General features: G+C 68.6%; 24 protein-coding genes. 15 read left to right on the top strand and 9 right to left on the bottom strand.

Annotation, left to right across the window (positions count from 1 at the left end):
• Window positions 1-3 precede the first annotated feature (3 nt).
• Window positions 4-975 carry a cation diffusion facilitator family transporter gene (locus QFZ21_RS07245; protein ID WP_307376045.1) on the bottom strand — a complete coding sequence of 324 codons (972 nt, stop codon included), beginning with the start codon at window positions 973-975 and terminating at the stop codon, window positions 4-6.
• Window positions 976-1,034: 59 nt separating this feature from the next.
• Between QFZ21_RS07245 and proC the strand changes: the two genes are divergently transcribed.
• Both proC and QFZ21_RS07235 read left to right on the top strand, forming a co-directional pair.
• The gene (gene proC / locus QFZ21_RS07240; RefSeq protein ID WP_307376043.1) at window positions 1,035-1,874 is read left to right on the top strand and encodes a pyrroline-5-carboxylate reductase; all 840 of its coding nucleotides are present in this window, start codon (window positions 1,035-1,037) and stop codon (window positions 1,872-1,874) included.
• 3 nt (window positions 1,875-1,877) lie between these two features.
• A complete protein-coding gene (locus QFZ21_RS07235) occupies window positions 1,878-2,165 on the top strand; it encodes a DUF1905 domain-containing protein (RefSeq protein ID WP_307376040.1) in 288 nt (95 codons plus the stop codon).
• 25 nt (window positions 2,166-2,190) lie between these two features.
• Here QFZ21_RS07235 and QFZ21_RS07230 read toward each other — a convergent pair whose 3' ends face one another.
• Window positions 2,191-2,862 (bottom strand): TrkA family potassium uptake protein, encoded by a 672-nt coding sequence (locus QFZ21_RS07230; RefSeq protein ID WP_046013607.1) that lies wholly within the window; start codon window positions 2,860-2,862, stop codon window positions 2,191-2,193.
• A complete protein-coding gene (locus QFZ21_RS07225; RefSeq protein ID WP_307376036.1) occupies window positions 2,855-4,285 on the bottom strand; it encodes a TrkH family potassium uptake protein in 1,431 nt (476 codons plus the stop codon). Before QFZ21_RS07225 ends, QFZ21_RS07230 begins: the two co-directional genes overlap by 8 nt.
• A 104-nt stretch (window positions 4,286-4,389) precedes the next feature.
• On the opposite strand from QFZ21_RS07225, the gene QFZ21_RS07220 reads away from it, so the two are divergent.
• Window positions 4,390-4,806 (top strand): helix-turn-helix transcriptional regulator, encoded by a 417-nt coding sequence (locus QFZ21_RS07220; protein WP_307376033.1) that lies wholly within the window; start codon window positions 4,390-4,392, stop codon window positions 4,804-4,806.
• Between the two features lie 64 nt (window positions 4,807-4,870).
• Complete coding sequence (locus tag QFZ21_RS07215; protein ID WP_307376030.1) at window positions 4,871-5,638, top strand: DUF2071 domain-containing protein; 768 nt, start codon at window positions 4,871-4,873, stop codon at window positions 5,636-5,638.
• A gap of 164 nt (window positions 5,639-5,802) precedes the next feature.
• On the opposite strand, the gene QFZ21_RS07210 is transcribed toward QFZ21_RS07215, so the two are convergent.
• On the bottom strand, window positions 5,803-6,630 hold the full coding sequence (locus tag QFZ21_RS07210; RefSeq protein WP_307376027.1) for an ABC transporter permease: 828 nt from the start codon (window positions 6,628-6,630) through the stop codon (window positions 5,803-5,805).
• A complete protein-coding gene (locus QFZ21_RS07205) occupies window positions 6,627-7,526 on the bottom strand; it encodes an ATP-binding cassette domain-containing protein (RefSeq protein ID WP_307376025.1) in 900 nt (299 codons plus the stop codon). The genes QFZ21_RS07210 and QFZ21_RS07205 overlap by 4 nt, the downstream gene beginning before the upstream one ends.
• 101 nt (window positions 7,527-7,627) lie before the next feature.
• On the opposite strand from QFZ21_RS07205, the gene QFZ21_RS07200 reads away from it, so the two are divergent.
• From QFZ21_RS07200 to QFZ21_RS07165, 8 genes are all read left to right on the top strand, one after another.
• The gene (locus tag QFZ21_RS07200; protein WP_307376022.1) at window positions 7,628-8,560 is read left to right on the top strand and encodes a TetR/AcrR family transcriptional regulator; all 933 of its coding nucleotides are present in this window, start codon (window positions 7,628-7,630) and stop codon (window positions 8,558-8,560) included.
• A gap of 128 nt (window positions 8,561-8,688) precedes the next feature.
• A complete protein-coding gene (locus tag QFZ21_RS07195; protein WP_046013605.1) occupies window positions 8,689-8,880 on the top strand; it encodes a helix-turn-helix domain-containing protein in 192 nt (63 codons plus the stop codon).
• Between the two features lie 16 nt (window positions 8,881-8,896).
• On the top strand, window positions 8,897-9,382 hold the full coding sequence (locus QFZ21_RS07190) for a hypothetical protein (RefSeq protein ID WP_307376019.1): 486 nt from the start codon (window positions 8,897-8,899) through the stop codon (window positions 9,380-9,382).
• A 116-nt stretch (window positions 9,383-9,498) separates the two neighbouring features.
• Entirely contained in the window at window positions 9,499-9,597 is a 99-nt protein-coding gene (locus QFZ21_RS07185) for a 30S ribosomal protein bS22 (RefSeq protein WP_003792170.1), read from the top strand.
• A gap of 80 nt (window positions 9,598-9,677) precedes the next feature.
• Window positions 9,678-9,980 (top strand): rhodanese-like domain-containing protein, encoded by a 303-nt coding sequence (locus QFZ21_RS07180; protein WP_307376016.1) that lies wholly within the window; start codon window positions 9,678-9,680, stop codon window positions 9,978-9,980.
• Window positions 9,977-10,240: a glutaredoxin family protein gene (locus QFZ21_RS07175; RefSeq protein ID WP_307376014.1), complete on the top strand. Its 264-nt coding sequence runs from the start codon at window positions 9,977-9,979 to the stop codon at window positions 10,238-10,240. The genes QFZ21_RS07180 and QFZ21_RS07175 overlap by 4 nt, the downstream gene beginning before the upstream one ends.
• A complete protein-coding gene (locus QFZ21_RS07170) occupies window positions 10,237-10,536 on the top strand; it encodes a Dabb family protein (protein WP_307376010.1) in 300 nt (99 codons plus the stop codon). Before QFZ21_RS07175 ends, QFZ21_RS07170 begins: the two co-directional genes overlap by 4 nt.
• A gap of 33 nt (window positions 10,537-10,569) precedes the next feature.
• Window positions 10,570-11,193 (top strand): 4'-phosphopantetheinyl transferase superfamily protein, encoded by a 624-nt coding sequence (locus tag QFZ21_RS07165; protein WP_307376007.1) that lies wholly within the window; start codon window positions 10,570-10,572, stop codon window positions 11,191-11,193.
• On the opposite strand, the gene QFZ21_RS07160 is transcribed toward QFZ21_RS07165, so the two are convergent.
• The 3 genes from QFZ21_RS07160 to QFZ21_RS07150 are packed head-to-tail and all read right to left on the bottom strand — an operon-like array spanning window position 11,174 to window position 17,083.
• The gene (locus QFZ21_RS07160; RefSeq protein WP_307376004.1) at window positions 11,174-12,493 is read right to left on the bottom strand and encodes a M1 family metallopeptidase; all 1,320 of its coding nucleotides are present in this window, start codon (window positions 12,491-12,493) and stop codon (window positions 11,174-11,176) included. The genes QFZ21_RS07165 and QFZ21_RS07160 overlap by 20 nt on opposite strands.
• Entirely contained in the window at window positions 12,490-16,425 is a 3,936-nt protein-coding gene (locus tag QFZ21_RS07155; RefSeq protein WP_307376001.1) for a Pls/PosA family non-ribosomal peptide synthetase, read from the bottom strand. Before QFZ21_RS07155 ends, QFZ21_RS07160 begins: the two co-directional genes overlap by 4 nt.
• Window positions 16,415-17,083: a hypothetical protein gene (locus tag QFZ21_RS07150; RefSeq protein WP_307375998.1), complete on the bottom strand. Its 669-nt coding sequence runs from the start codon at window positions 17,081-17,083 to the stop codon at window positions 16,415-16,417. Before QFZ21_RS07150 ends, QFZ21_RS07155 begins: the two co-directional genes overlap by 11 nt.
• Window positions 17,084-17,331: 248 nt before the next feature.
• Between QFZ21_RS07150 and QFZ21_RS07145 the strand changes: the two genes are divergently transcribed.
• The 3 genes from QFZ21_RS07145 to QFZ21_RS07135 are packed head-to-tail and all read left to right on the top strand — an operon-like array spanning window position 17,332 to window position 19,734.
• A complete protein-coding gene (locus QFZ21_RS07145) occupies window positions 17,332-18,150 on the top strand; it encodes a basic amino acid ABC transporter substrate-binding protein (protein WP_307375994.1) in 819 nt (272 codons plus the stop codon).
• A 34-nt stretch (window positions 18,151-18,184) separates the two neighbouring features.
• Entirely contained in the window at window positions 18,185-18,982 is a 798-nt protein-coding gene (locus QFZ21_RS07140; protein ID WP_307375992.1) for an amino acid ABC transporter permease, read from the top strand.
• The gene (locus QFZ21_RS07135) at window positions 18,979-19,734 is read left to right on the top strand and encodes an amino acid ABC transporter ATP-binding protein (protein ID WP_307375989.1); all 756 of its coding nucleotides are present in this window, start codon (window positions 18,979-18,981) and stop codon (window positions 19,732-19,734) included. The genes QFZ21_RS07140 and QFZ21_RS07135 overlap by 4 nt, the downstream gene beginning before the upstream one ends.
• Window positions 19,735-19,810: 76 nt before the next feature.
• On the opposite strand, the gene QFZ21_RS07130 is transcribed toward QFZ21_RS07135, so the two are convergent.
• On the bottom strand, window positions 19,811-19,987 hold the full coding sequence (locus QFZ21_RS07130) for a DUF1508 domain-containing protein (protein WP_307375987.1): 177 nt from the start codon (window positions 19,985-19,987) through the stop codon (window positions 19,811-19,813).
• Window positions 19,988-20,010 lie beyond the last annotated feature (23 nt).

Below are 20,010 nucleotides of genomic sequence, written 5' to 3'. Positions count from 1 at the left end.
ACCTCAGTCCGACGACTTCAGTACGAAGACGTCGGTCGACGGCTCCGGGTCGATCGCGGGGCGGTACACGTCGGGTTCGATGTAGACCACTCGTGCCACGGGCACGGCCTCGCGGATCCGCGCTTCGATCGCGTCGATGTCGTCGGCGGCCTCGCGCAGCGGCTTGTCGGCCCTGAGCGCGATCTTCGCGGCCACCATCAGCTCGTCGGGGCCCAGGTAGAGCGTCTTCATGTGGATGATCTTCTCGATCTCGTCACCCGCGTTGATCGCGTCGACGATGCGGTCGTGGTCCGCCTGCGTCGCGCCCTCGCCGACCAGCAGGCTCTTCGTCTCGATGCCCAGCACGATCGCGATCAGCACGAGCAGCACACCGATCATCACGGTGCCGAGAGCGTCGAAGACCGGGTTGCCGGTGATGAGGGTGAGACCGACGCCGAGCAGCGCGAACGTGAGTCCGGTCAGAGCGCCGACGTCTTCCAGCAGCACGACGGGCAGCTCCGGAGCCTTCGACCGTCGCACGAACGACACCCACGACTGCCCCTTCTCGCGCACGACGTTGCTCTCGCGCACGGCCGTTCGCAGCGAGAACGACTCCAGTCCGATCGCGATGACCAGCACGACCAGCGGCAGCCACCACCAGGTCTTGTCGAGCTCATGCGGGTTGGTCAGCTTCTCGATTCCCTCGTAGATCGCGAACAGACCGCCGACGGAGAACAGGATGATCGAGACGACGAACGCGTACACGTAACGCTCGCGTCCGTAGCCGAAGGGGTGGGACCGGTCGGCCTCGCGCCGGGCCTTGCGTCCGCCGAGCATGAGCAGCAGCTGGTTGCCGGAGTCGGCGACCGAGTGGATGGCCTCGGCCAACATCGACGCGGAGCCCGAGAGCGCCCACGCGATGAACTTCGCGATCGCGATGCCGAGGTTCGCCAGGAACGCCGCGACGATGGCCTTGTTGCCTCCGGATGCACTCATGTCACGAGTCTAGAACTGCGTGCCGACGGATGCCGGAGCGCCCGCCGTAGGATGACGACATGGCCGATTCGCTTCCTTCCCTCGCTTTCCTCGGTGCCGGTTCCATGGGCGGTGCCATCCTCCGCGGAGTGCTCGCATCCGGCATCCACGTCGGGGGAGGGATCACCGCGACGAACCGATCAGCGGAGAAGGCCGACGCCCTCGCCGACCTCGACGGCGTGACCAGCATCGCGCTGTCGGAGCACCCGAACGGCAACGCCGACGCCGTCTCCGGGGCGCGGATCGTGCTCGTCGGGGTCAAGCCCGCGATGGTGCCCGACCTCCTCCACGAGATCCGCCCGCATCTCGCCGACGGCACGATCGTCGTCAGCCTGGCGGCCGGCGTCACACTGCAGACGTTCGCCGACGTGCTCGGCGCCGACGCGCACGTCATCCGCTCGATGCCGAACACGCCGTCGACTGTGCGCAAGGGCGTCACCGGTCTCGCTGCCGGCCCCGGTGCCAGCGAGGAGGACGTGGCGCTCGTGCGTCGCCTCTTCGAGACCGTCGGCGTGGTCATCGAGGTCCCGGAGTCGCAGATCGATGCGCTCGGCACGATCTCGGGCTCCGGACCCGCCTACGTGTACCTGCTCGTCGAAGAGTTCACGAAGGCCGCGGTCGGCTTGGGTTTCGGCGAGGCCGATGCGCGCCTCATGGCTGAGCAGACCTTCATCGGCGCGACCGCTCTGCTCGAGGCGTCGGGCGAGGACCCGGCCGAGCTCCGTCGTCGAGTCACGAGCCCGAAGGGCACGACCGAGCGCGCGATCGCGGTGCTGCAGGACGCGCACCTCGATCGCATCTTCGCCGATGGCGCGGCAGCCGCCCTCGCCCGCTCCAAGGAACTCGCCGCCGGAGGCTGACCGATGCGGCTGCACCTCGAAGGCGAGATCTGGTACTGGCGCGGGCCCGCGCCGTTCCACTTCGTCACCGTTCCGCCAACGGAGAGCGAGATGATCCACGAGGTCTCCTCGGTGGTCACCTACGGGTGGGGGATGATCCCGGCATCCGTCACGATCGGTGAGACCACGGTGACGACCGCGCTCTGGCCGAAGGACGGCGGCTACATCGTGCCGATCAAGAAGATCCTGCAGGACCGCGAGGGCGTCGGCGTCGACGACGTCGTCCGGATCACCCTCGACATCGACGCCTGAGCGGCGCCCAGGACCGGAAGCCTGCTCAGCGGTCGAGAGCGGCGAAACGCTCGATGTCGCTGTTGGTGCCCGACACGATGATGAGGTCGTGGTTCGTGACGATCGTCGCCGCCTCCGCATAGCGGAACGGCTTGCCGGGGCTCTTCACGCCCACGACGGTGACCTTGTACTTCGAGCGCACGCCCGACTCGTTCAGCCCGACGCCGCGGATGAACTTCGGCGGGTACATCTTGGCCAGCACGAAGTCGTCGTCGAAGCGGATGAAGTCCAGCATCCGTCCGCTCACGAGGTGCGCGACGCGCTCGCCGGCTTCCCGCTCGGGGTAGATGACGTGGTTCGCGCCGACGCGGGCGAGGATCTTGCCGTGCGACTGCGAGACGGCTTTCGCCCAGATCTGCGGCACCTTGAGGTCGACGAGGTTGGCGGTGATCAGCACGGATGCCTCGATCGAGGAGCCGACGGCGACGACGGCGACCTGGAAGTCACCGGCACCGATCTGCCGCAGCGCGTCGATGTTCTTCGCATCCGCCTGCACGGTGTGCGTGACGCGGTCGGACCACTTCTGCACGAGCTCGAGGTTGTCGTCGATCGCGAGCACCTCGCGGTCGAGGCGGTCGAGCTCCCCGGCGCACGCGGCACCGAAGCGACCGAGACCGATGACGAGGACGGGAGCGTCGCCCCGGAGGACTTCAACCAACGATCGGCCTTTCCACGGGCAGCGAGTAATACTGCGATCGCGATGTCGCGGCGACTGCCGCGGCGAGAGTCACTGTACCAACGCGGCCCATGAAGATGGTCGCGGCCATGACGTACGAGGCGGAATCCGGCAGCTCTGCTGTGAGGCCGGTCGACAGGCCGACGGTGCCGAACGCCGAGATGACGTCGAACAGCACATGACTGATGTCGTCCTTGGTGATCTGCGCGATGATGATCGTCGACAGCGCCACGATCGTGGCACCCCAGGCGACGACGCTGAGTGCGACGCGCTGCACGTCGCTGGGGATGCGGCGGCCGAACACCTCGACGGACTGGCGTCCCTTGGCCTCCGACCAGACGGCGATCGCCAGCACGGCCAGCGTGGTCACCTTGATGCCTCCGGCGGTCGATGCCGAGCCGCCGCCGACGAACATCAGCATGCTGGCGGCGAGCAGAGACGAGCCGTTGAGGTCGTCCATCTCGATGACGTTGAATCCGCCGGATCTGGTCATCGCCGACAGGAAGAACGCTTGGAACGTCGTGTCCGCGGCATCCATTGACCCGAATGTCTTCGGGTTGGCGTATTCCAGCACGAGGAAGACGACGGCGCCGAGCACGAAGAGCAGCACCGTGGTGACGAGGGTGAGCTTGGTGTGCAGCGACCACTTCTTCACGTGCCAGACGTGCTTGGCGAGCGTGTAGATCACCGGGAAGCCGATGCTTCCGAGGAACACGCCGATCATGAGCAGCGTGAGCACGATGTAGTCGTCGGCGAAGACCGCGACGCCGCCGTCGTTCGGGGCGAAGCCGGTGTTGGTGAAGGCCATCGCGGCGAAGTACGGCGCTTCCCACAGCGCGGCGATGGGGTCGACCTTCGCCATCACCAGGGCCGGGTAGAGCAGGGCGGCCAGCGACGCCTCGATGATCAGCGCCGACACCGCGACGGTGGTGAGCAGCTGGCCGACCTCGCCCAGCCGCACCGTCTGGCTCTCGTTCACGACGCCGCCGTGGGCGCGCAGCGGGTTGGTGTCGCCGGCGGCCATCAGCTTCGCGCGCAGGCCGAGCCGCCGCGAGATGAGCATCCCCATCAGGGAGGCGAGGGTGAGCACGCCGAGCGCGCCGATGTTGACGCCCAGGAAGACGATGACGTGGCCGAACGGCGACCAGTAGTTCGCCATGTCGACGGTGGCGAGGCCGGTGACGCAGATCGTCGACACGGCCGTGAAGAGGGCGTCGTTCAGCGGCGTGACGGTTCCGCTCGCCGAGGAGATCGGCAGCGACAGCAGAACGGTGAAGACCAGGATCAGCATCGCGAAGATCACGATCGCGAAGCGGGAGGGTGAGGAGGTGACGATGTGCTTGACCCAGCCGGCGATGCCTTCCAGGCGTTCGCGTGGGGACGACGCCGAAGCGATGCCCGACATCGCGTCCCCCTTCGTCGTGCCCCTGCCGCTCACCGCGGTCGCACGGCGCCTTTCGCCGAGCCTTCGTCATGGTACTCCGTGCCGGGGACCACTACCCTGATCACATGACGGACATCTTCGACGTGATCGCAGACGGTACGAGGCGCGACATCCTCCAGCTCCTGCTGCGACGCACGGCCGAAGGCGAGGCGGGCACCAGCGTGAGTCACATCGTCGCCGACCTGGGCATCAGTCAGCCCACGGTGTCGAAGCACCTCAAGGTCCTGCGCGACGCCGAGCTGGTCTCGGTGCGCGAAGACGGCCAGCGCCGCTTCTACAGCCTCTCGGTCAAGCCGCTCGAGGACGTGGACGACTGGCTGGTCCCGTTCCTGGTCGACGCGTACGGCGACGATGCTCCGGACATCGCCTACCCGTCCGTCCCGCTGAACGACGGCGCGGTCCATGCCGCCGAGGTCGTCGGTCGGGCTGCGGCTTCCGCGAAGCACGTCGTCGCCAATGCGTTCAAGCGCTTCGGCGGTTGAACTCCGCCGACAAGCAGGGGCGTTTAGGCTTGTAGCCATTTAGCTAATCAGCTATGGTCGGGGTATGAGCACAACCTCGAGCGATTCCCCTCCGACGGTCGAACGCAGCGCGCCGGGGCTGCGCGCGTCCGGACTGACCTCCATCCGCGGTCGCATCCGTCGCCGCCTCCTGCTCACCTATCGGGTCGACGCGCGCGTGGCGCGAGAGGTGGTGCCTGCCCCGTTCCGGCCGCAGCTCGTCGATGGCAGCGCCGTGGCCGGTGTGTGCATGATCGCCCTGACCGAGCTGCGGCCGGGGTGGGTACGGCCGCGAATCGGCCTGTCCACGGAGAACGCCGCGCACAGGTTCGCCGTCGAGTGGGACGAGGGCGACGTCACCCGCGCCGGCGTCTACATCACGGAGCGGCACAGTTCGGAACTCGTTCCCGTCGTCGGCGGCGGACGCTTCTTCCCGGGTGTGCATCGACGGGCCCGGTTCGACGTCGACGAGGGCGGCGGGCGCTTCCGCGTGCGGATGAGCGCCCCGGACGCTCGAGTCGCCGCCGACGTGGAGCTGACCGACGGCTGGGACAGTTCGCTGTTCGCCTCCGTCGATGACGCATCCGACTTCTATCGTGTGGGGGCGGTCGGCTGGTCACCGCGTCGCGGCGCTCGGGGCGTCGAGGGCTTGGAGCTCGTGTCGACGAGATGGGCCGTGGAGGCCGCGCGAGTGAACGACGTGTCGTCGTCGTTCTTCGAAGGGCTTCCGCGCGGTGCGGCCGTCATCGACAGCGCGCTGGTGATGCGCGACATCCCGGTGGCCTGGCGGCGTCCGGACATGCCTCGCCCCTGACGACAGGGGCTTGTCATCAGGGGCGATCCGCGAGCCCCAGCTCGCGTGGACTCGGCGGTGCCGGCACAAGTCCTATCCGGAATATTGGCATTCCAGACTGAACGCGAAGCGGGGGATGCCTATGTCTTGGCTGAGACTCGTTCCGGAGCGGATGGCGCCCGGTGTCAGCGGCGAGCCGACTTGCGACGGAACAACCACGCTCCCCAGGCCACCGCGATCAGGAGGATCGCGAGGCACCAGCCGATGGCCCACCAGGGCTCACCCTGCAGCGGAGCATCCGTCAGCAGTCCGCGGATCGTCTCGACGATCGGCGTGATGGGCTGGTTCGCGGCGACGGGCTGCAACCACGCCGGCATGCTCGCGACCGGCACGAAAGCACTGGAGAGGTACGGCAGGAACAGCAGGACGAAGCCGTAGCCATTGGCTCCTTCGGGGCTGCCGGCCGCGAGACCGATGGTGGCGAACAGGTAGGTGATGGCGAGGATGTACAGCGCGATCACCCCGGCCATCGCGATCCATTCGAGCAGCGAGGCGCTCGGCCGGAACCCCACCAGGATGCCGACGCCGATCACGATCGCCGTCGCCAGGAGGTTCCGCAGCACGCTGGCGACCACGTGTCCCGTCAGCACCGCGCCCGCCCGGAGGGGCATGGTGCGGAACCGGTCGATGATGCCGGTGCGCATGTCGTTGGCGACGTACACCGCGGTCGACGATGCCCCGAAACCGGCGCAGGTGAGGATGATACCGGGCACCACGTAGTCGACATAGGCGCCGGAAGGATCGATCGCGCCACCGAACACCCACGTGAACATGAGCATGAGCATCACCGGCAGCATGATCGCCGTCAGGAGCGATTCGCCGTCGCGGAGGGAGTGGCGCAGGCTTCGGACGACGAACACCGATTCGGCGGTGAAGCCGCGCAGCCGCGGACGAGGGCGGGGGAGAGCGGGGGCGGATGCCGCGGCGCGGGGCGCGATCGCGGAGATGTTCATGCGAGCTCCTTCAGAGGGGTGGCGGACCACGGGCCTGAGCCCGCAGTGACGGCGAGGAACACGTCGTCGAGCGTGGGGCGGCGCAGCGAGACGACGCCGTCCTCGCCCTCCCGGTCGAGGAGATCCAGCGCGCGACGGAGGTCGGCGACGGACCCGTCGGTCGGTATCGATCGTCGGAGGTCGCCGTTTCCGTCATGGATCTCGACCGTGTCGCCCCCGATGCGGGACTTCAGCTCGGCGGGAGTGCCGAGGGCCGCGATCCTGCCGTCGTGGAGCACGGCGATCCGATCGGCGAGCTGGTCGGCCTCCTCCAGGTACTGCGTGGTGAGGAAGACTGTGGTGCCGGCGCCCGCAAGTGCGCGGATGATATCCCAGAGGTCGCGTCGACTCCGGGTGTCGAGGCCGGTCGTCGGCTCGTCGAGGAACAGCACCTCGGGCGTCACGACGAAGCTGAGTGCGAGGTCGAGCCGTCGGCGCATGCCGCCGGAGAGCTTTCGGACCAGACGTGCGGCGGCGTCGGTCAGGTCGAACTGCGCGATCAGATCGATCGCTCGACGCTGAGCTGCAGCGCGGTCGAGCCCGGCGAGGCGAGCGAACATGATCACGTTCTCGGTGGCGGTGAGGGCGTCGTCGACCGCGGCGGACTGGCCGGTGAGGCTGATCCGTCGCTGTACCTCGGTGCGCTGCGCGAGTACGTCCCAGCCCGCCACCGTCGCGGAGCCGGCATCCGCCGTCGACAGCGTGGTGAGGATGTTGATCGTCGTGGTCTTACCCGAACCGTTGGGACCGAGCAGGGCGAAGACCTCGCCGCGGGCGACGGTGAAGTCGAGGTCGTCGACGACGGTCCTGCCCTGGAAGGACTTGCGGAGGCCTCTGGCCTCGATGGCTGACTCCATCAGTGAACCTTTCTGTGTATACCGAAAACTGTGTACGTGCAACGCAACTGCGTATGACGGTAACACACTGTTTATCAAATAAACAGAACTAGGATGGGCGCATGACTGACACCGAACCGCCGGAGTTGCCGCGAGGGATCGCGCTTGCCTGGGGCGTGGCGGCTGATCCGCAGCGCGGACCGAAACGCGAGATGAGCGTCGAGAAGATCGTCGACGCGGCCGTCGAGCTGGCGGATGCCGAGGGTATCGGTGCCGTGTCGATGGCTGCCGTGGCAGCCAAGCTCGGATTCACGCCGATGTCGCTCTACCGCTACGTGAGCGCGAAGGACGACCTGCTGCTGCTGATGCAGGAGCAGGCGACCGGTCTCCCGCCGGAGAGTCACCTCGAGGCGGAGGGGTGGCGCGAGCGCCTCATCGCGCTCTACGAGGAGCAGGTGCTGCTCTATCTGCGGCATCCCTGGATGCTGTCGCTGCCGATCACCGGTTCCCCGATCACTCCGAACAGCTCGGCCTGGCTCGATGCCGCCCTCGCCGCCCTGGAGAGCACGCCGCTCTCGGCGGAGGAGCGGATCGCCGTCGCGCTGGCCGTCACCGGCGATGCGCGGTGGTGCGGGATCGTGCAGGCGGGCTACACCGAGCAGTCTCGTGGCACCGGACTCACGCCCGCCGAGGTCGCCGTGCGGGAGGCCACGCTCTACGACCGCGTGATCACCACTGACGAGTTTCCCGCCCTCCGCCGCGCGATCGACGAGGACGTGTTCCTCTCCGCGGCTGATCCGTTCCGGTTCGGGGTCGATCGCGTGCTCGACGGCGTGACGGCCTACATCGCCGGTCTCGACCGGCAGGCGCCGCACGCCGACGCCGCGGAATGGACGGACCTCGACCCGGTCGAGCTCGCCGGCGACCGGCGCCTCCGCGAAGCGCAGAAGACCGTGAGGGAGGCCGAGAAGGCGCTGCGCGCGGCCCGCCGCGCCGAGCGCCAGACGCTGCGTGAAGCCCGTGAGCGTTTGGCGAAGGCAAAGAAAACTGGCTGAACGAGGAACCGGGCGATCGAGCCGTCTGCGCTCGCCGGGGTGAGCCCCATTGATCACAGCAGCCACATGGGTTTACACGCGTCCCAGCTACCCCATAGAGTGTGCTCATCGAGAAAGGGGTACGTGGGATGCCCGAAGTACCTGACGTCCGGTTCCTTACGGTGGCCGAGGTCGCTGAGCTCATGCGCGTGTCGAAGATGACCGTGTACCGGCTCGTCCACGCCGGCGAACTGCCGGCCATCCGCTTCGGCCGCAGCTACCGCGTGCCCGAGTCGGCCGTCGCCGACGCCCTGCAGCGACCCATCGCCGACGTCGGCTAGCCGCGAGGAGGACTCCGTGGATGTCGGCACGTTCTACGCTCTGTTCTCCACGACCTGCTTCACGCTCACCGGCCTGTGGTGGAACGTCGTCCGCGCGCGCCGTGACTGGACCGCGAACCCGGCCATGCGCCGCACCATCGGCGGCATCTACCTCTCGTTCCTCCTCCCGGCGCTGATGGGCCTGTTCGCCCAGGTCGGCGGCACCGAGAGCCCGATCCTGTGGCGGCTGTCGTTCGTCGTGATCGCGATCGTCGGCGCGGTGTCGATGGTGCGACTGGTCGCTCAGGCCCGCACCGGCGGCACCTCGACCGCGGTCAGATGGATCCAGGTCGGCGCCGTCCTGATCTACGGGGCAGTCGCCGTGATCGGCGTCGCACCGCAGCTCGTCGCGCCGCTCGGGCTCACCGGCATCCAGGTGGAGGCGCTGCTGCTGATCGGTCTGGTCGCACTCGGTCACGCGCTCGTCTGGCGATTCCTGGTGACGGAGAACGTCGAGGAGTGACACGGCACCGAGCAGTCGCGCGGGTTTGCTAGACTGACCCGAGGCATTTTTTTCCGTGCCCGTACCCGGGTGTCCGATTTTGCGCGACGCCCAGCCGCTGACTTAGTGAGGTTTCCGTGGGTTCTGTCATCAAGAAGCGCCGCAAGCGCATGGCGAAGAAGAAGCACCGCAAGCTGCTTCGTAAGACTCGCCACCAGCGCCGCAACAAGAAGTAAGCGGCCAGACACCGAGCGCCTGTCTTCGGACGGGCGCTTCGTGTCTCTGCCCGCAGTCTCTGCACCGTCGAGAGGATGTCATGAAGTCGATCACCGTCACCGAACTCGCCGAGCGCTCCGGCACGCCGCTCATCGACGTGCGCGAGACCGATGAGTTCGCGGCCGGGCACGTCCCGGGTGCGGTCAACATCCCGATGTCCGAGATCGGCAATCGCCTCGAGGAACTCCCGGCCGAATCGTTCGACGTGATCTGCCAGGCCGGCGGACGGTCGGCGCGCGTCGTCGAGGCGCTCGAGGCGCGCGGCTACGACGCGACGAACGTCGAGGGCGGCACCGGCGAGTGGATCGCCCAGGGGCGCGCGGTGGAGGTGCCGTCGGCGTGACCACGCTGACGCTGATCGGGAAGCCCGACTGCCACCTCTGCGACGTCGCCTCCGAGGTGATCGACGCGGTCGTCGCGGAGCTTCCGGACGCCGCCGCGGAGCAGATCGAGATCGTCGAGGCGTCCATCAAGGACGACCCCGCACTGTACGAGCTGTGGTGGGAAAAGATCCCGGTCATCCTCATCGACGGCGAACTCCATGCGCACTGGCGGGTCTCGCCCGACCGGCTGCGCGTCGCCCTCGAGGAGGCCGTCCGATGATCCGTCATGTCGTGAGCTGGAAGCTCGCCGCCGAGGACGCGGCCGACCGAGCAGCGCAGGCCGCCGAGGTGGCTCGTCGCCTGAATGCGCTCGACGGGGTCGTCCCGCAGCTGCTCTCGATCTCGGCGGGCGCCAACATGGCGTATCCGGGCGCGAACTGGGATGTGACACTCGTCGCCGACTTCGCCTCCCTCGCCGCGCTCGAGGAGTACCAGGTGCACCCGGCGCACGAAGAGGTCGTCGCGTACGTCCGCTCCGTCGTCGAGTCCCGCGTCGCCGTCGACTTCGAGGTCTGAGCGGCTTCGTCCCACGAGATCGGGCACCGGGACATGGACGAGGTCACGTGGCGCGGAGCGACAGTCGTCTGGGCGCGCGCATCCGACGTCCCGGAGCTGAGTACGGAGGATCTCGCCGCGATGGGTCAGGGGCAGCTCGCGCGATTCCGTGAGTTGACCGGGGCTCGGGCCGCAGGGTTCCTCGCCGGCCGTGCACTCATCCGCGAGCTTGTTCTCCGACTGGGCGGCGGGCCCTACGTGCCGCTCGACAGCGTCTGCGCGCGCTGCGGGGAGCATCATGCCGCGCCCCGGACGCCGGGATTCGTGCTGAGTGTGAGCCATGCCGAAGACCTGGTGGTCGTCGCGGCGGCGCAGGGGCGGGAGCCGCTGGGAGTCGACGTCGAGCACGACACCGCCGCGCTCCGGGTCGCCGAACTGGCGCCGCTGTTCTCCGCGGCATCCGCTCCCGACCTCGCCGGCTGGACCCGCATCGAAGCGGCGGTCAAAGCCGACGGGCGCGGCATCGTGATCGACCCCGGCGACGTCCGGCTGCGACCGGAACCGGCGGCAGTCGAACCCGCGGAGTGGACGGCGATGCTCCCGGGCAGAGCCTCGCCACTGCAGGTGGCGACTCTGCCCGGCCCGACCGGCTACACCCTCAGCGCCGCGCGCGGTTGACGGATGGCGCCGGCGGGAGCGCCGGGAGCGGCAGCTCGTCGAGCCATCCGCGCATGAGGTCGCGAGCATCTCCGCCGACGAGCTCGTCGACGAAGCCGAGGAAGTCGTCGGACGTGACCGAGAGCCCCGCGAACCGGGCCGACCACTCGCGCGCGAAGGAGAAGAACCGGTCGGAGCCGACCGTCAGCCGCAGTGCATGCAGGGCCAGCGCTCCGCGCTTGTAGACGCGGTCGTCGAACATGTCCACCGGGCCGGGGTCGGAGAGCAACAGATCGTGGGGGAGGGCTGCGAGTCGTGCGTGATGCGACAGCGCCAGCGCGTGGGCCGTCGGGCCGCCGGAGGCCTCCGACCACACCCATTCGGCGTAGCAGGCGAACCCCTCGTTCAGCCAGATGTCCTGCCAGCGGGCGACGCCGACGCTGTTCCCGAACCACTGATGAGCCAGCTCGTGGGCGATCAGCCGCTCCTCGCCGCGCGCGCCGTCGACATGATTCGCACCGAAGATGGCCATCCCCTGTGCCTCGAGAGGGATCTCCAGGTCGTCCGGCGTGATGACCACCTTGTACGACTCCTGGGGGTAGGGGCCGAACGCGTCGACGAACACGCGCATCATCTCGCCGAGTGGCGCGAAGTCGGCCTGCACACGGGCAGCGAGCGCCCGGGGGTAGTAGAGCCGGCCGGGGGTCTCGCCGAGAGCGACATGCTCGTCGGCGTACTGGCCGATCTGGACCGTCATCAGGTACGTCGCCGTCGGCAGCGGCTGCTGGAAGGTCCAACGTGTGCGCCCGCGCTGCAGGGAGCGCGTCGCCGCGCCTCCACTGACCACGGTGTACCCCGGGTCGGTCGTGAACTCCAGCCGATAGGTCGCCCGGTCTCCGGGCAGGTCGTTGCACGGGAACCAGGTGGGTGCGCCGGTCGGCTGCGAGGCGACGAGCGCGCCGTCCTCCAGCTCCTCCCAGCCGATGAGGCCCCAGCGCGTGCGGCGCGGAGCCGGGGCCCCGGAGTACTCCACCGTGATCGTGAGCTCGTCACCGGCCGCGCGCTCCGCGCCGAAGAGCACCTTGAGGCGTCGGGTGTCCTGCCGGAACGTCGCTCCTCGATCCCCGGCGACGCGCACCTTGGTCGCCTTGAGTCCGACGAGGTCGAGGGACACGTGCTTCGCCGGTTCGTTCATCCGCACGCGGAGCACCGCCGTGCCCGCCAGTCGATTCGTCGTGACCCGGTAGTCGAGCGACAGGTCGTAGTGGAGCACCCCGTAGCGGCGGTCTCCGCTGTGCGGGGTGTACGGGTCGACGGTCATGCGTCGGATGCCTGGTACGACCGCACCTTCACCGCACGCCAGGGCCCGATCGGGTTGCCGCTCCACCGGCTGCCCACGGGGACGAACTCGCCGCGCATGACGAGAGAGGCGGGCCCGACCGTGGCGTCCGCTCCGATCGTGGCGGCGGGCAGGATCACGCTGTGCGGCCCCAGGGTCGCACCGTTCTCGAGGGTGACGGAATCGATGCTCATCACTCGATCATGGAACAGATGCGTCTGAACCACACATCCGCGGTTCACCGTCGCGCCGTCCCCGAGGGTGACGAGGTCGGGTTCGGGCAGCCAATAGCTGTCGGTCCAGACCCCGCGGCCGATCTTCGCGCCGAGCGTGCGCAGCCAGATCGCGAGGGCGGGAGTGCCCGATGCGGAGTTGGCGAACCAGGGCGCCGCGACCATCTCGGTGAACGTGTCCGACACCTCGGTGCGCCACACGAAGCTCGACCAGAGCGGGTGCTCGCCGGGCCGGATCGGGCCGACGATGAGCCATTTCGCGGCGGTCGTGATCAGCGCCGCGAACGCGCCGGCGATCAGCATCACCGCGGGGGAGAGGGCGACGGCCCAGGGCAGCCCCACGGCCTCGATGAGTACGGCGAGCGACAGCATCACGGCCAGTCCGATCGCACAGGTCACGAACACCGGGATGACCCGGCAGATCTCCCAGAGTGCGCGGGCGTAGCGCAGCCCGGTGCGCGGCCGATATGTGCGCTCGAGGTCGGAGTCGTTCACCACGCGGCGGAGACGCGTCGCCGGCGAGCCCAGCCAGGACGACCCGGCCTTCGCCTTCAGCGGTGCCACCGACAGCACGGCGACCAGCCCATCCTTCGGGACGTTGTGCCCTCCGGCGGCCAGGCCGGAGTTGCCGAGGAAGGCCCGCTTGCCGATGCGCGCCTTCGCGAGCCGCATCCACCCACCCTGCAGTTCGTAGGTGGCGACCATGGTGTCGTCGGCGAGGAAGGCCCCGTCGGCGATGGTCGTGAGCTTCGGGATCAGCAGCACGGTCGATGCCTCGACGTCGCGGCCGACCTCCGCTCCCAGCGCCCGCAGCCACAGCGGCGTGAAGCCGCTGGAGTACAGCGGGAACAGGAACGTGCGAGCCGAGTCGAGCAGGCGTTCGGTCGTCCAGGCCTGCCAGGCGACGCGCGAGCGCACCGGGAAGACGCCCTCGATCAGCCCGATTCCGAGCAGTCGCACGAGGAGCAGGACCAGCAGGGCGAAGACGGCGCCGGTGACCAGGACGGCCGGCACGAGCATCGCGAGGGCGCCGGGGATCGCATCGAGCAGCGAGTCCGCGCCGCGCATGCCCGCGGAGAGAACGACGGCACCGGCGGCGAATGCCACGAGGGGCAGGATGCCGAGGGCAGCGGAGGATGCGGCGAAGGCCCACAGCCAGCGCCGCTTGCTCGGGGGGCGCGTGGTGGCGAACGGCGTGGAGACCCCGCCGGTGCGGGCCGCGGGAGACCCGGCCCAGCGCTGGCCGGCGCGAACCCTCCCGAACACCGCGGACCCCGGGGCGACCTCCGCGCCGCGGCCGATCTTCGTGCCGGGGGCGAGGGTGCTGCGCGCGCCGATCATCGCATCGGCGCCGATCCGGATGCTGCCGATGCGCACCGTGTCGCCGTCGATCCAATACCCGGTCAGGTCGACCTCGGGTTCGATCGAGGCACCGGCGCCGATGTCGAGCATGCCGGTGATCGGCGGCACGGTGTGCAGGTCGACGTCCCGGTGGATGCGGGCGCCGAGCGCGCGGGCGTAGTACACGACCCAGGGGGCGCCGGCGAGACCGACCGGATCCACCTGCTGCGCGATCTGCTCGGCGAGCCAGAGCCGCAGGTGCACGCCGCCGCCGCGCGGATAGTCGCCCGGCCGGACGCCCGCCAACAGCAGCCGTGCAGCGGCCGCCGCGATCGCCATCTTGCCGAGCGGGGTGGCGAAGATCACCAGCCCGGTGAGCACGACCCAGCCCGAGACGTCGGGCAGGAACTCGAAACCGGGGGAGAGGCGCAGCAGCCAGCTGGCGGTGAGCAGGAAGAGCAGCCAGCGGATGCCGGTGAACACGAAGAGCGGAAACCCGGCGAGTGTCTGCACCCACTGCATGCGGCGCGGTGTCGGCGTCTGCCGGCTGAAGGCCCGGTCGCCCTGCTCCGCCTCGGCGTCGGTCTCGTCCTCGACGGCATCCGCCATCTGGCGCAGTCGGGGCAGGTCGTACACGTCGGTCATCGTGAACTCGGGCGCGCGCGTGCGCAGCCGCGAGACGAGTTGGGCCGCCGCAAGCGATCCGCCACCGAGCTGGAAGAAGTCGGCATCCTCATCGGTCGGACGGATGCCGAGCACGGCGAACCACTGCTCGGCGAGCCAGGCCGAGGTGCCGGAGAGTGACGAGTCTCCGCCATCCCCGGATTCGAGCGGCCACGGAAGCGCCGCTTTGTCGACCTTGCCGGAGGTGCGCACCGGGAGGTCGTCGATGATCGCGAGCAGCGGGATGAGCGGAGCGGGCAGCGTCTCGGAGAGTTCTGCGCGGGCGGTCTGGCGGTCGAATCCCTCGTCGGGCACGACGTAGCCGACCAGCAGCGGCATCCCGCTCTCGGTCTTCTGCACGACGACGGTCGCCGCCGACACCGCCGTGAGCGCCTGCAGCGCGGCTTCGACCTCGCCGAGCTCGATGCGCCGGCCGCCGATCTTCACCTGATCGTCAGCGCGACCTTGGAACAGCAGTCCCTCGGATTCGAACCGCACGAGGTCGCCGGAACGGTAGGCCCGGTCCCAGCCGAGGGTGGGCATCGGGGCGTACTTCTCGGTGTCCTTCGCGGGGTCGAGATAACGTGCCAGGCCGACGCCGCCGATGATGAGCTCGCCGGTCTCGCCCTCGGCAACGCGCTCGCCGGAGGCATCGACGACGGCCAGCGACCAGCCGTCGAGGGGCAGTCCGATCCGCACCGGGCCTGCGGCCTCCATCAGGGAGGCGCAGGCGACGACGGTGGCCTCGGTCGGGCCGTAGGTGTTCCAGACCTCGCGGCCGTCGGAGGCGAGCCGGGCGACCAGCTCGGGCGGGCAGGCTTCGCCGCCGAAGATCAGCAGACGCACGTTCTCGATCGCGTCCTGCGGCCAGAGCGCGGCGAGCGTCGGGACCGTCGACACGACCGTGATGCCGTGCCCGAGCAGCCAGGGCCCGAGATCCTCGCCCGAGCGCACCAGGGCGCGCGGCGCGGGGACGAGGCACGCGCCGTGACCCCAGGCGAGCCACATCTCCTCGCACGACGCGTCGAAGGCGACGGACAGCCCCGCCAGCACGCGGTCGCCGGGGCCGAGTGGGGAATCCTGCAGGAACAGCCGGGCCTCGGCGTCGACGAACGCCGCGGCGGAGCGATGCGACACCGCGACGCCCTTGGGCACACCGGTCGAGCCGGAGGTGAAGATGATCCAGGCGTCGTCGTCGACGGTCGGCGGCGTGATGACCGGAACGGCCGCCGTGCTCGGGTGCGGGTTCTCGCCGTCGAAGAGCTCGGCCGCGGGTGCCGTGGCGGCGGGGTGGTACGCGCCGGTACCGGTGATGGTGCCGACGACGCGGGCTTCGCCGAACACGAGCTCGGCGCGCTCCTCCGGGTCGTCGGCGTCGACCGGGACGTACGCCGCACCGGCCGCCATGGCGCCGAGGATCGCGATGTAGAGCTCGCGTCGCCCCGAGGCCATCCGGATGCCGACGCGGTCTCCCCGGCCCACGCCGTGCTCGCGCAGCAGCGCCGCGGTGCGCCAGACGCGCGCCAGCAGTTCGGAGTAGCTCAGTGCCCCGTCGGCATCCTCGATCGCGGATGCCTCCGGGTGCTGAGCCGTCGTCTCGCGGAGGATGTCGATGAGCGTGCGCGGCGCCGTCGCCTCCGCGGTGCGGTCCAGCGCCGCCTGCACGTCAGCGGGCAAGGAGGTCGATCAGAGCGGCCTTCGAGAGGCGCGAGTATCCCGCACGACCCTCTGCGCGGGCGCGTGCCCGCAACTCGATGAGGGTGAGCCCGGACAGGTCTCCGGTGGGCAGAGGCGCGGTGTTGGCGTGCGACGCGACCGTGGTCACCTCGACGGTCGGCGCCGTGATCACCGGGGTCTTGACGCGGCGGGTCGGCTTCACGGTCGGAGTCTTCACCGCGGGGGAGCCGGGCTCCACAGTCGGAGTCGGGATCGCGGGGACAGCGGTGGCGGGGGCCTTCACCACTTCCTTCGATGCGGTTGCGTCGGCGCTCGGCTTCTCTGCGGACTTCTTGGCCGCCTTCTTGTCCGCTGCCTTCTTGTCGGCCTTCTTCTGCTCTGCCTTCTCATCGGCCTTCTGCTTGGCGTGCAGTCGCGCCGCGGCATCCTGCAGGCGCGCGGTCGCCGCGGTCGCGGACTTCGTGACCTTCTTCGGCTTGTCGGCGAGCTTCTTCTTCGACACCTTCGAGGCATCCTTGGCGTCTTCGACGAGCGGCTTGAGCTTCTTGGCTGCCTTCTTCGGCAGCGCCTTGATCAGCTTCTTCGCGTCCTTCGCCGCATCCTTGGCCGCATCGACGGCGGCTTCTGCGGTGCGCTGCGCGGTGGTCTTCTTTGCCATGATCTGTTCTCCCTGCATCCGGAGCGCCATCGCTCATGTCTGTGGGCACAGAGGATAGTCACCCAAAGTGAACAGTTGGTACCGCAGCCGTCGCCGCGGCGACGGCGGAGTGCGTCACAATCGGTCACACTTGCAACACAAACGTGATCCGCCGAGGTCTCTGGCGTTCCTCGGCGCGGCGGACCGCATGTTTAGATGATCTCCTACCTGTCCGTGGGCGCCCGTGCCCTCGTCTCATAGGAGCCGACATGCAACGTCGCACCCTCGTCGCCGGTCTCGCCCTCGCGGCCACCGCCACCCTCGTCCTCACCGGATGCGCCACCGGCGCGGGAGGCAACGGTTCCGAAGGCGGCGGAGAGCCGGCAGCGGGTGACGAGTACGGCCTTGTCGAGGCGGGCACGCTGACCGTCTGCTCCGACATCCCTTACGCACCCTTCGAGTTCGAGGGCGACAACGGAGAGTACATCGGCTTCGACATCGATCTGCTCACCGCGATCGCGAAGGAGCTCGACCTCAAGATCTCCGTGCAGGATGTCGGATTCGACGCACTCCAGTCCGGAACGACGCTCGCCGCGGGCACGTGTGATGTCGGCGCTTCGGCGATGACGATCACCGACGAGCGCAAGGCGAACATCGACTTCTCCGACCCCTACGTCGACTCGCTGCAGTCGCTGCTGGTGAGCGCCGATTCCGACATCAAGTCGATCGACGACCTGGACGGCAAGAACGTCGGTGTGCAGCAGGGCACGACGGGCGAGAGCTACGCGACCGAGAACGCGAAGGGCGCGCAGATCGTGCAGTACCCCTCCGACGGTGAGCTGTGGCCGGCCATGCAGTCGGGCCTGATCGATGCGATCCTGCAGGACCAGCCGGTGAACTACGTGCACGAGCAGGATGACTCCGCCTACAAGATCGTCGAGACGTACAACACCGACGAGCAGTACGGCTTCGCCTTCGCGAAGGGCGAGAAGGATGAGCTTCTCGACGCGGTCAACGGCGCGCTGAAGAAGCTCCAGGACAACGGCGAGTACCAGAAGATCTACGACACCTACCTCGGGGTCAAGTGACGCGGGGCGGGCGAGGATCGAAGGGACCTTGACGATGGCGTTGAGGCGAACCACCAAGCAGAAGCTCTATCGGTACATCGTCTACGCGGTGCTGATCGCGATCGTCGTCTGGGCGGCGGTCACGACCAACTGGGCGAAGATCGGACCGCTGTTCTTCAATCCTGAGGTCGCGGTCAAGATGTTCCCCGGGATCATTACGACCGCTCTCGTCAACACCATCTGGTTCACCGCCGTGGCCTTCGCGGCGGGGCTCCTGCTCGGCATCATCCTCGCCCTGCTGAAGCTCTCCAGCATCGGTCCGTTCCGGTGGATCGCCACCGCGTGGATCGAACTGTTCCGCGGACTTCCCGCGATCCTCACGATCTTCGGCGTGGCGTTCATCCTGCCGATCGCGTCCGGGGTCTCGGGCCGCGACCTCGGCGGACCGGTCGTGCTCGGGCTGATCGGTCTCATCCTGGTGGCCTCGGCCTACATGGCGGAGACCATCCGTGCCGGCATCCAGGCTGTTCCGAAGGGCCAGACGGAGGCGGCCCGATCGCTCGGCATGTCGCCCATGAAGACGACGTTCTGGATCATCGTGCCGCAGGGCTTCCGCATCATCATCCCGCCGCTCACGAACGAGTTCGTGCTGCTGCTGAAGGACACCTCGCTGCTCTTCGTCGCGGGAACGTTCATCTGGTCGAAGGAGCTGACGAACTTCGCCCGTGACGCGGCGACGCAGAACACGAACGCGACGCCGCTGATCATGGCGGCGATCCTGTACCTGATCGTGACGATCCCTCTCACGCGCTTCAGTGCGTACCTGGAACGACGGATGGCAAGGCAGCGATGATCACCGACCTGATTGATGTGCACGCCCCGGCGATCGACCTGCAGGGGCTCGAGAAGAGCTTCGGTGACAACAAGGTACTCAAGGGCATCGACCTCACCGTCACCGCCGGGGAGGTCGTCTGCGTGATCGGTCCCTCGGGCTCGGGCAAGTCGACGCTGCTGCGCTCGGTCAACCTGCTCGAGGAGCCGACCGGCGGCAAGGTCCTGATCGAGGGGATCGACATCACCGATCCCGACGTCGACATCGATCGCGTGCGCACGCGCATCGGCATGGTGTTCCAGAGCTTCAACCTGTTCCCGCACCTCGATGTGATGGGCAACCTCATGATCGCGCAGCAGCGGGTGAAGAAGCGTTCGAAGGATGAGGCGCAGAAGGTGGCGCTTGAGATGTTGGCGCGCGTCGGCCTGGCGGAGAAGGCGGATGCCTACCCCGGTCACCTCTCCGGCGGGCAGCAGCAGCGCGTGGCGATCGCCCGGGCGCTGTGCATGAACCCCGACATGATGCTGTTCGACGAGCCGACGTCGGCGCTCGACCCCGAGCTCGTGGGCGAGGTGCTGCAGGTCATGCGGTCGCTTGCCGACGAGGGTATGACGATGCTCGTGGTCACGCACGAGATGGGCTTCGCCCGTGAGGTCGGCTCGCGCCTGATCTTCATGGACGGCGGAGTCATCGTCGAAGAGGGCGACCCCCGCGAAGTGATCGGCAACCCGCAGCACCAGCGCACGAAGGACTTCCTGTCCCGCGTGCTGTAGCACTGCGATTTCACGACGAGACCCCCTGATGCAGCGATGCCTCAGGGGGTCTCGGTGATTCTGCGGAGTGTCGGGTTCAGCGCTCGACGACCTCGGCATCCGCGGCGTTGCGGCGGACCGATTCGATGCCGGCGAGAGCGGCGGACTTCGAGGAGTATCCCTCGCCGCTGGCGATGGGCTCTCCGTTGCTCGCCTTCAGGGTGAACCGGTACTCGCCGGACTTGTCGGTGTACAGCTCGAACGTGCCTGCCATGAGGCGTCCTCTCTCTGACGGGT

The sequence above is a fragment of the Microbacterium sp. W4I20 genome, from assembly GCF_030816505.1.
Classification (GTDB): Bacteria; Actinomycetota; Actinomycetes; order Actinomycetales; family Microbacteriaceae; genus Microbacterium.
This window is presented reverse-complemented; position numbering and strand designations above follow the sequence as displayed.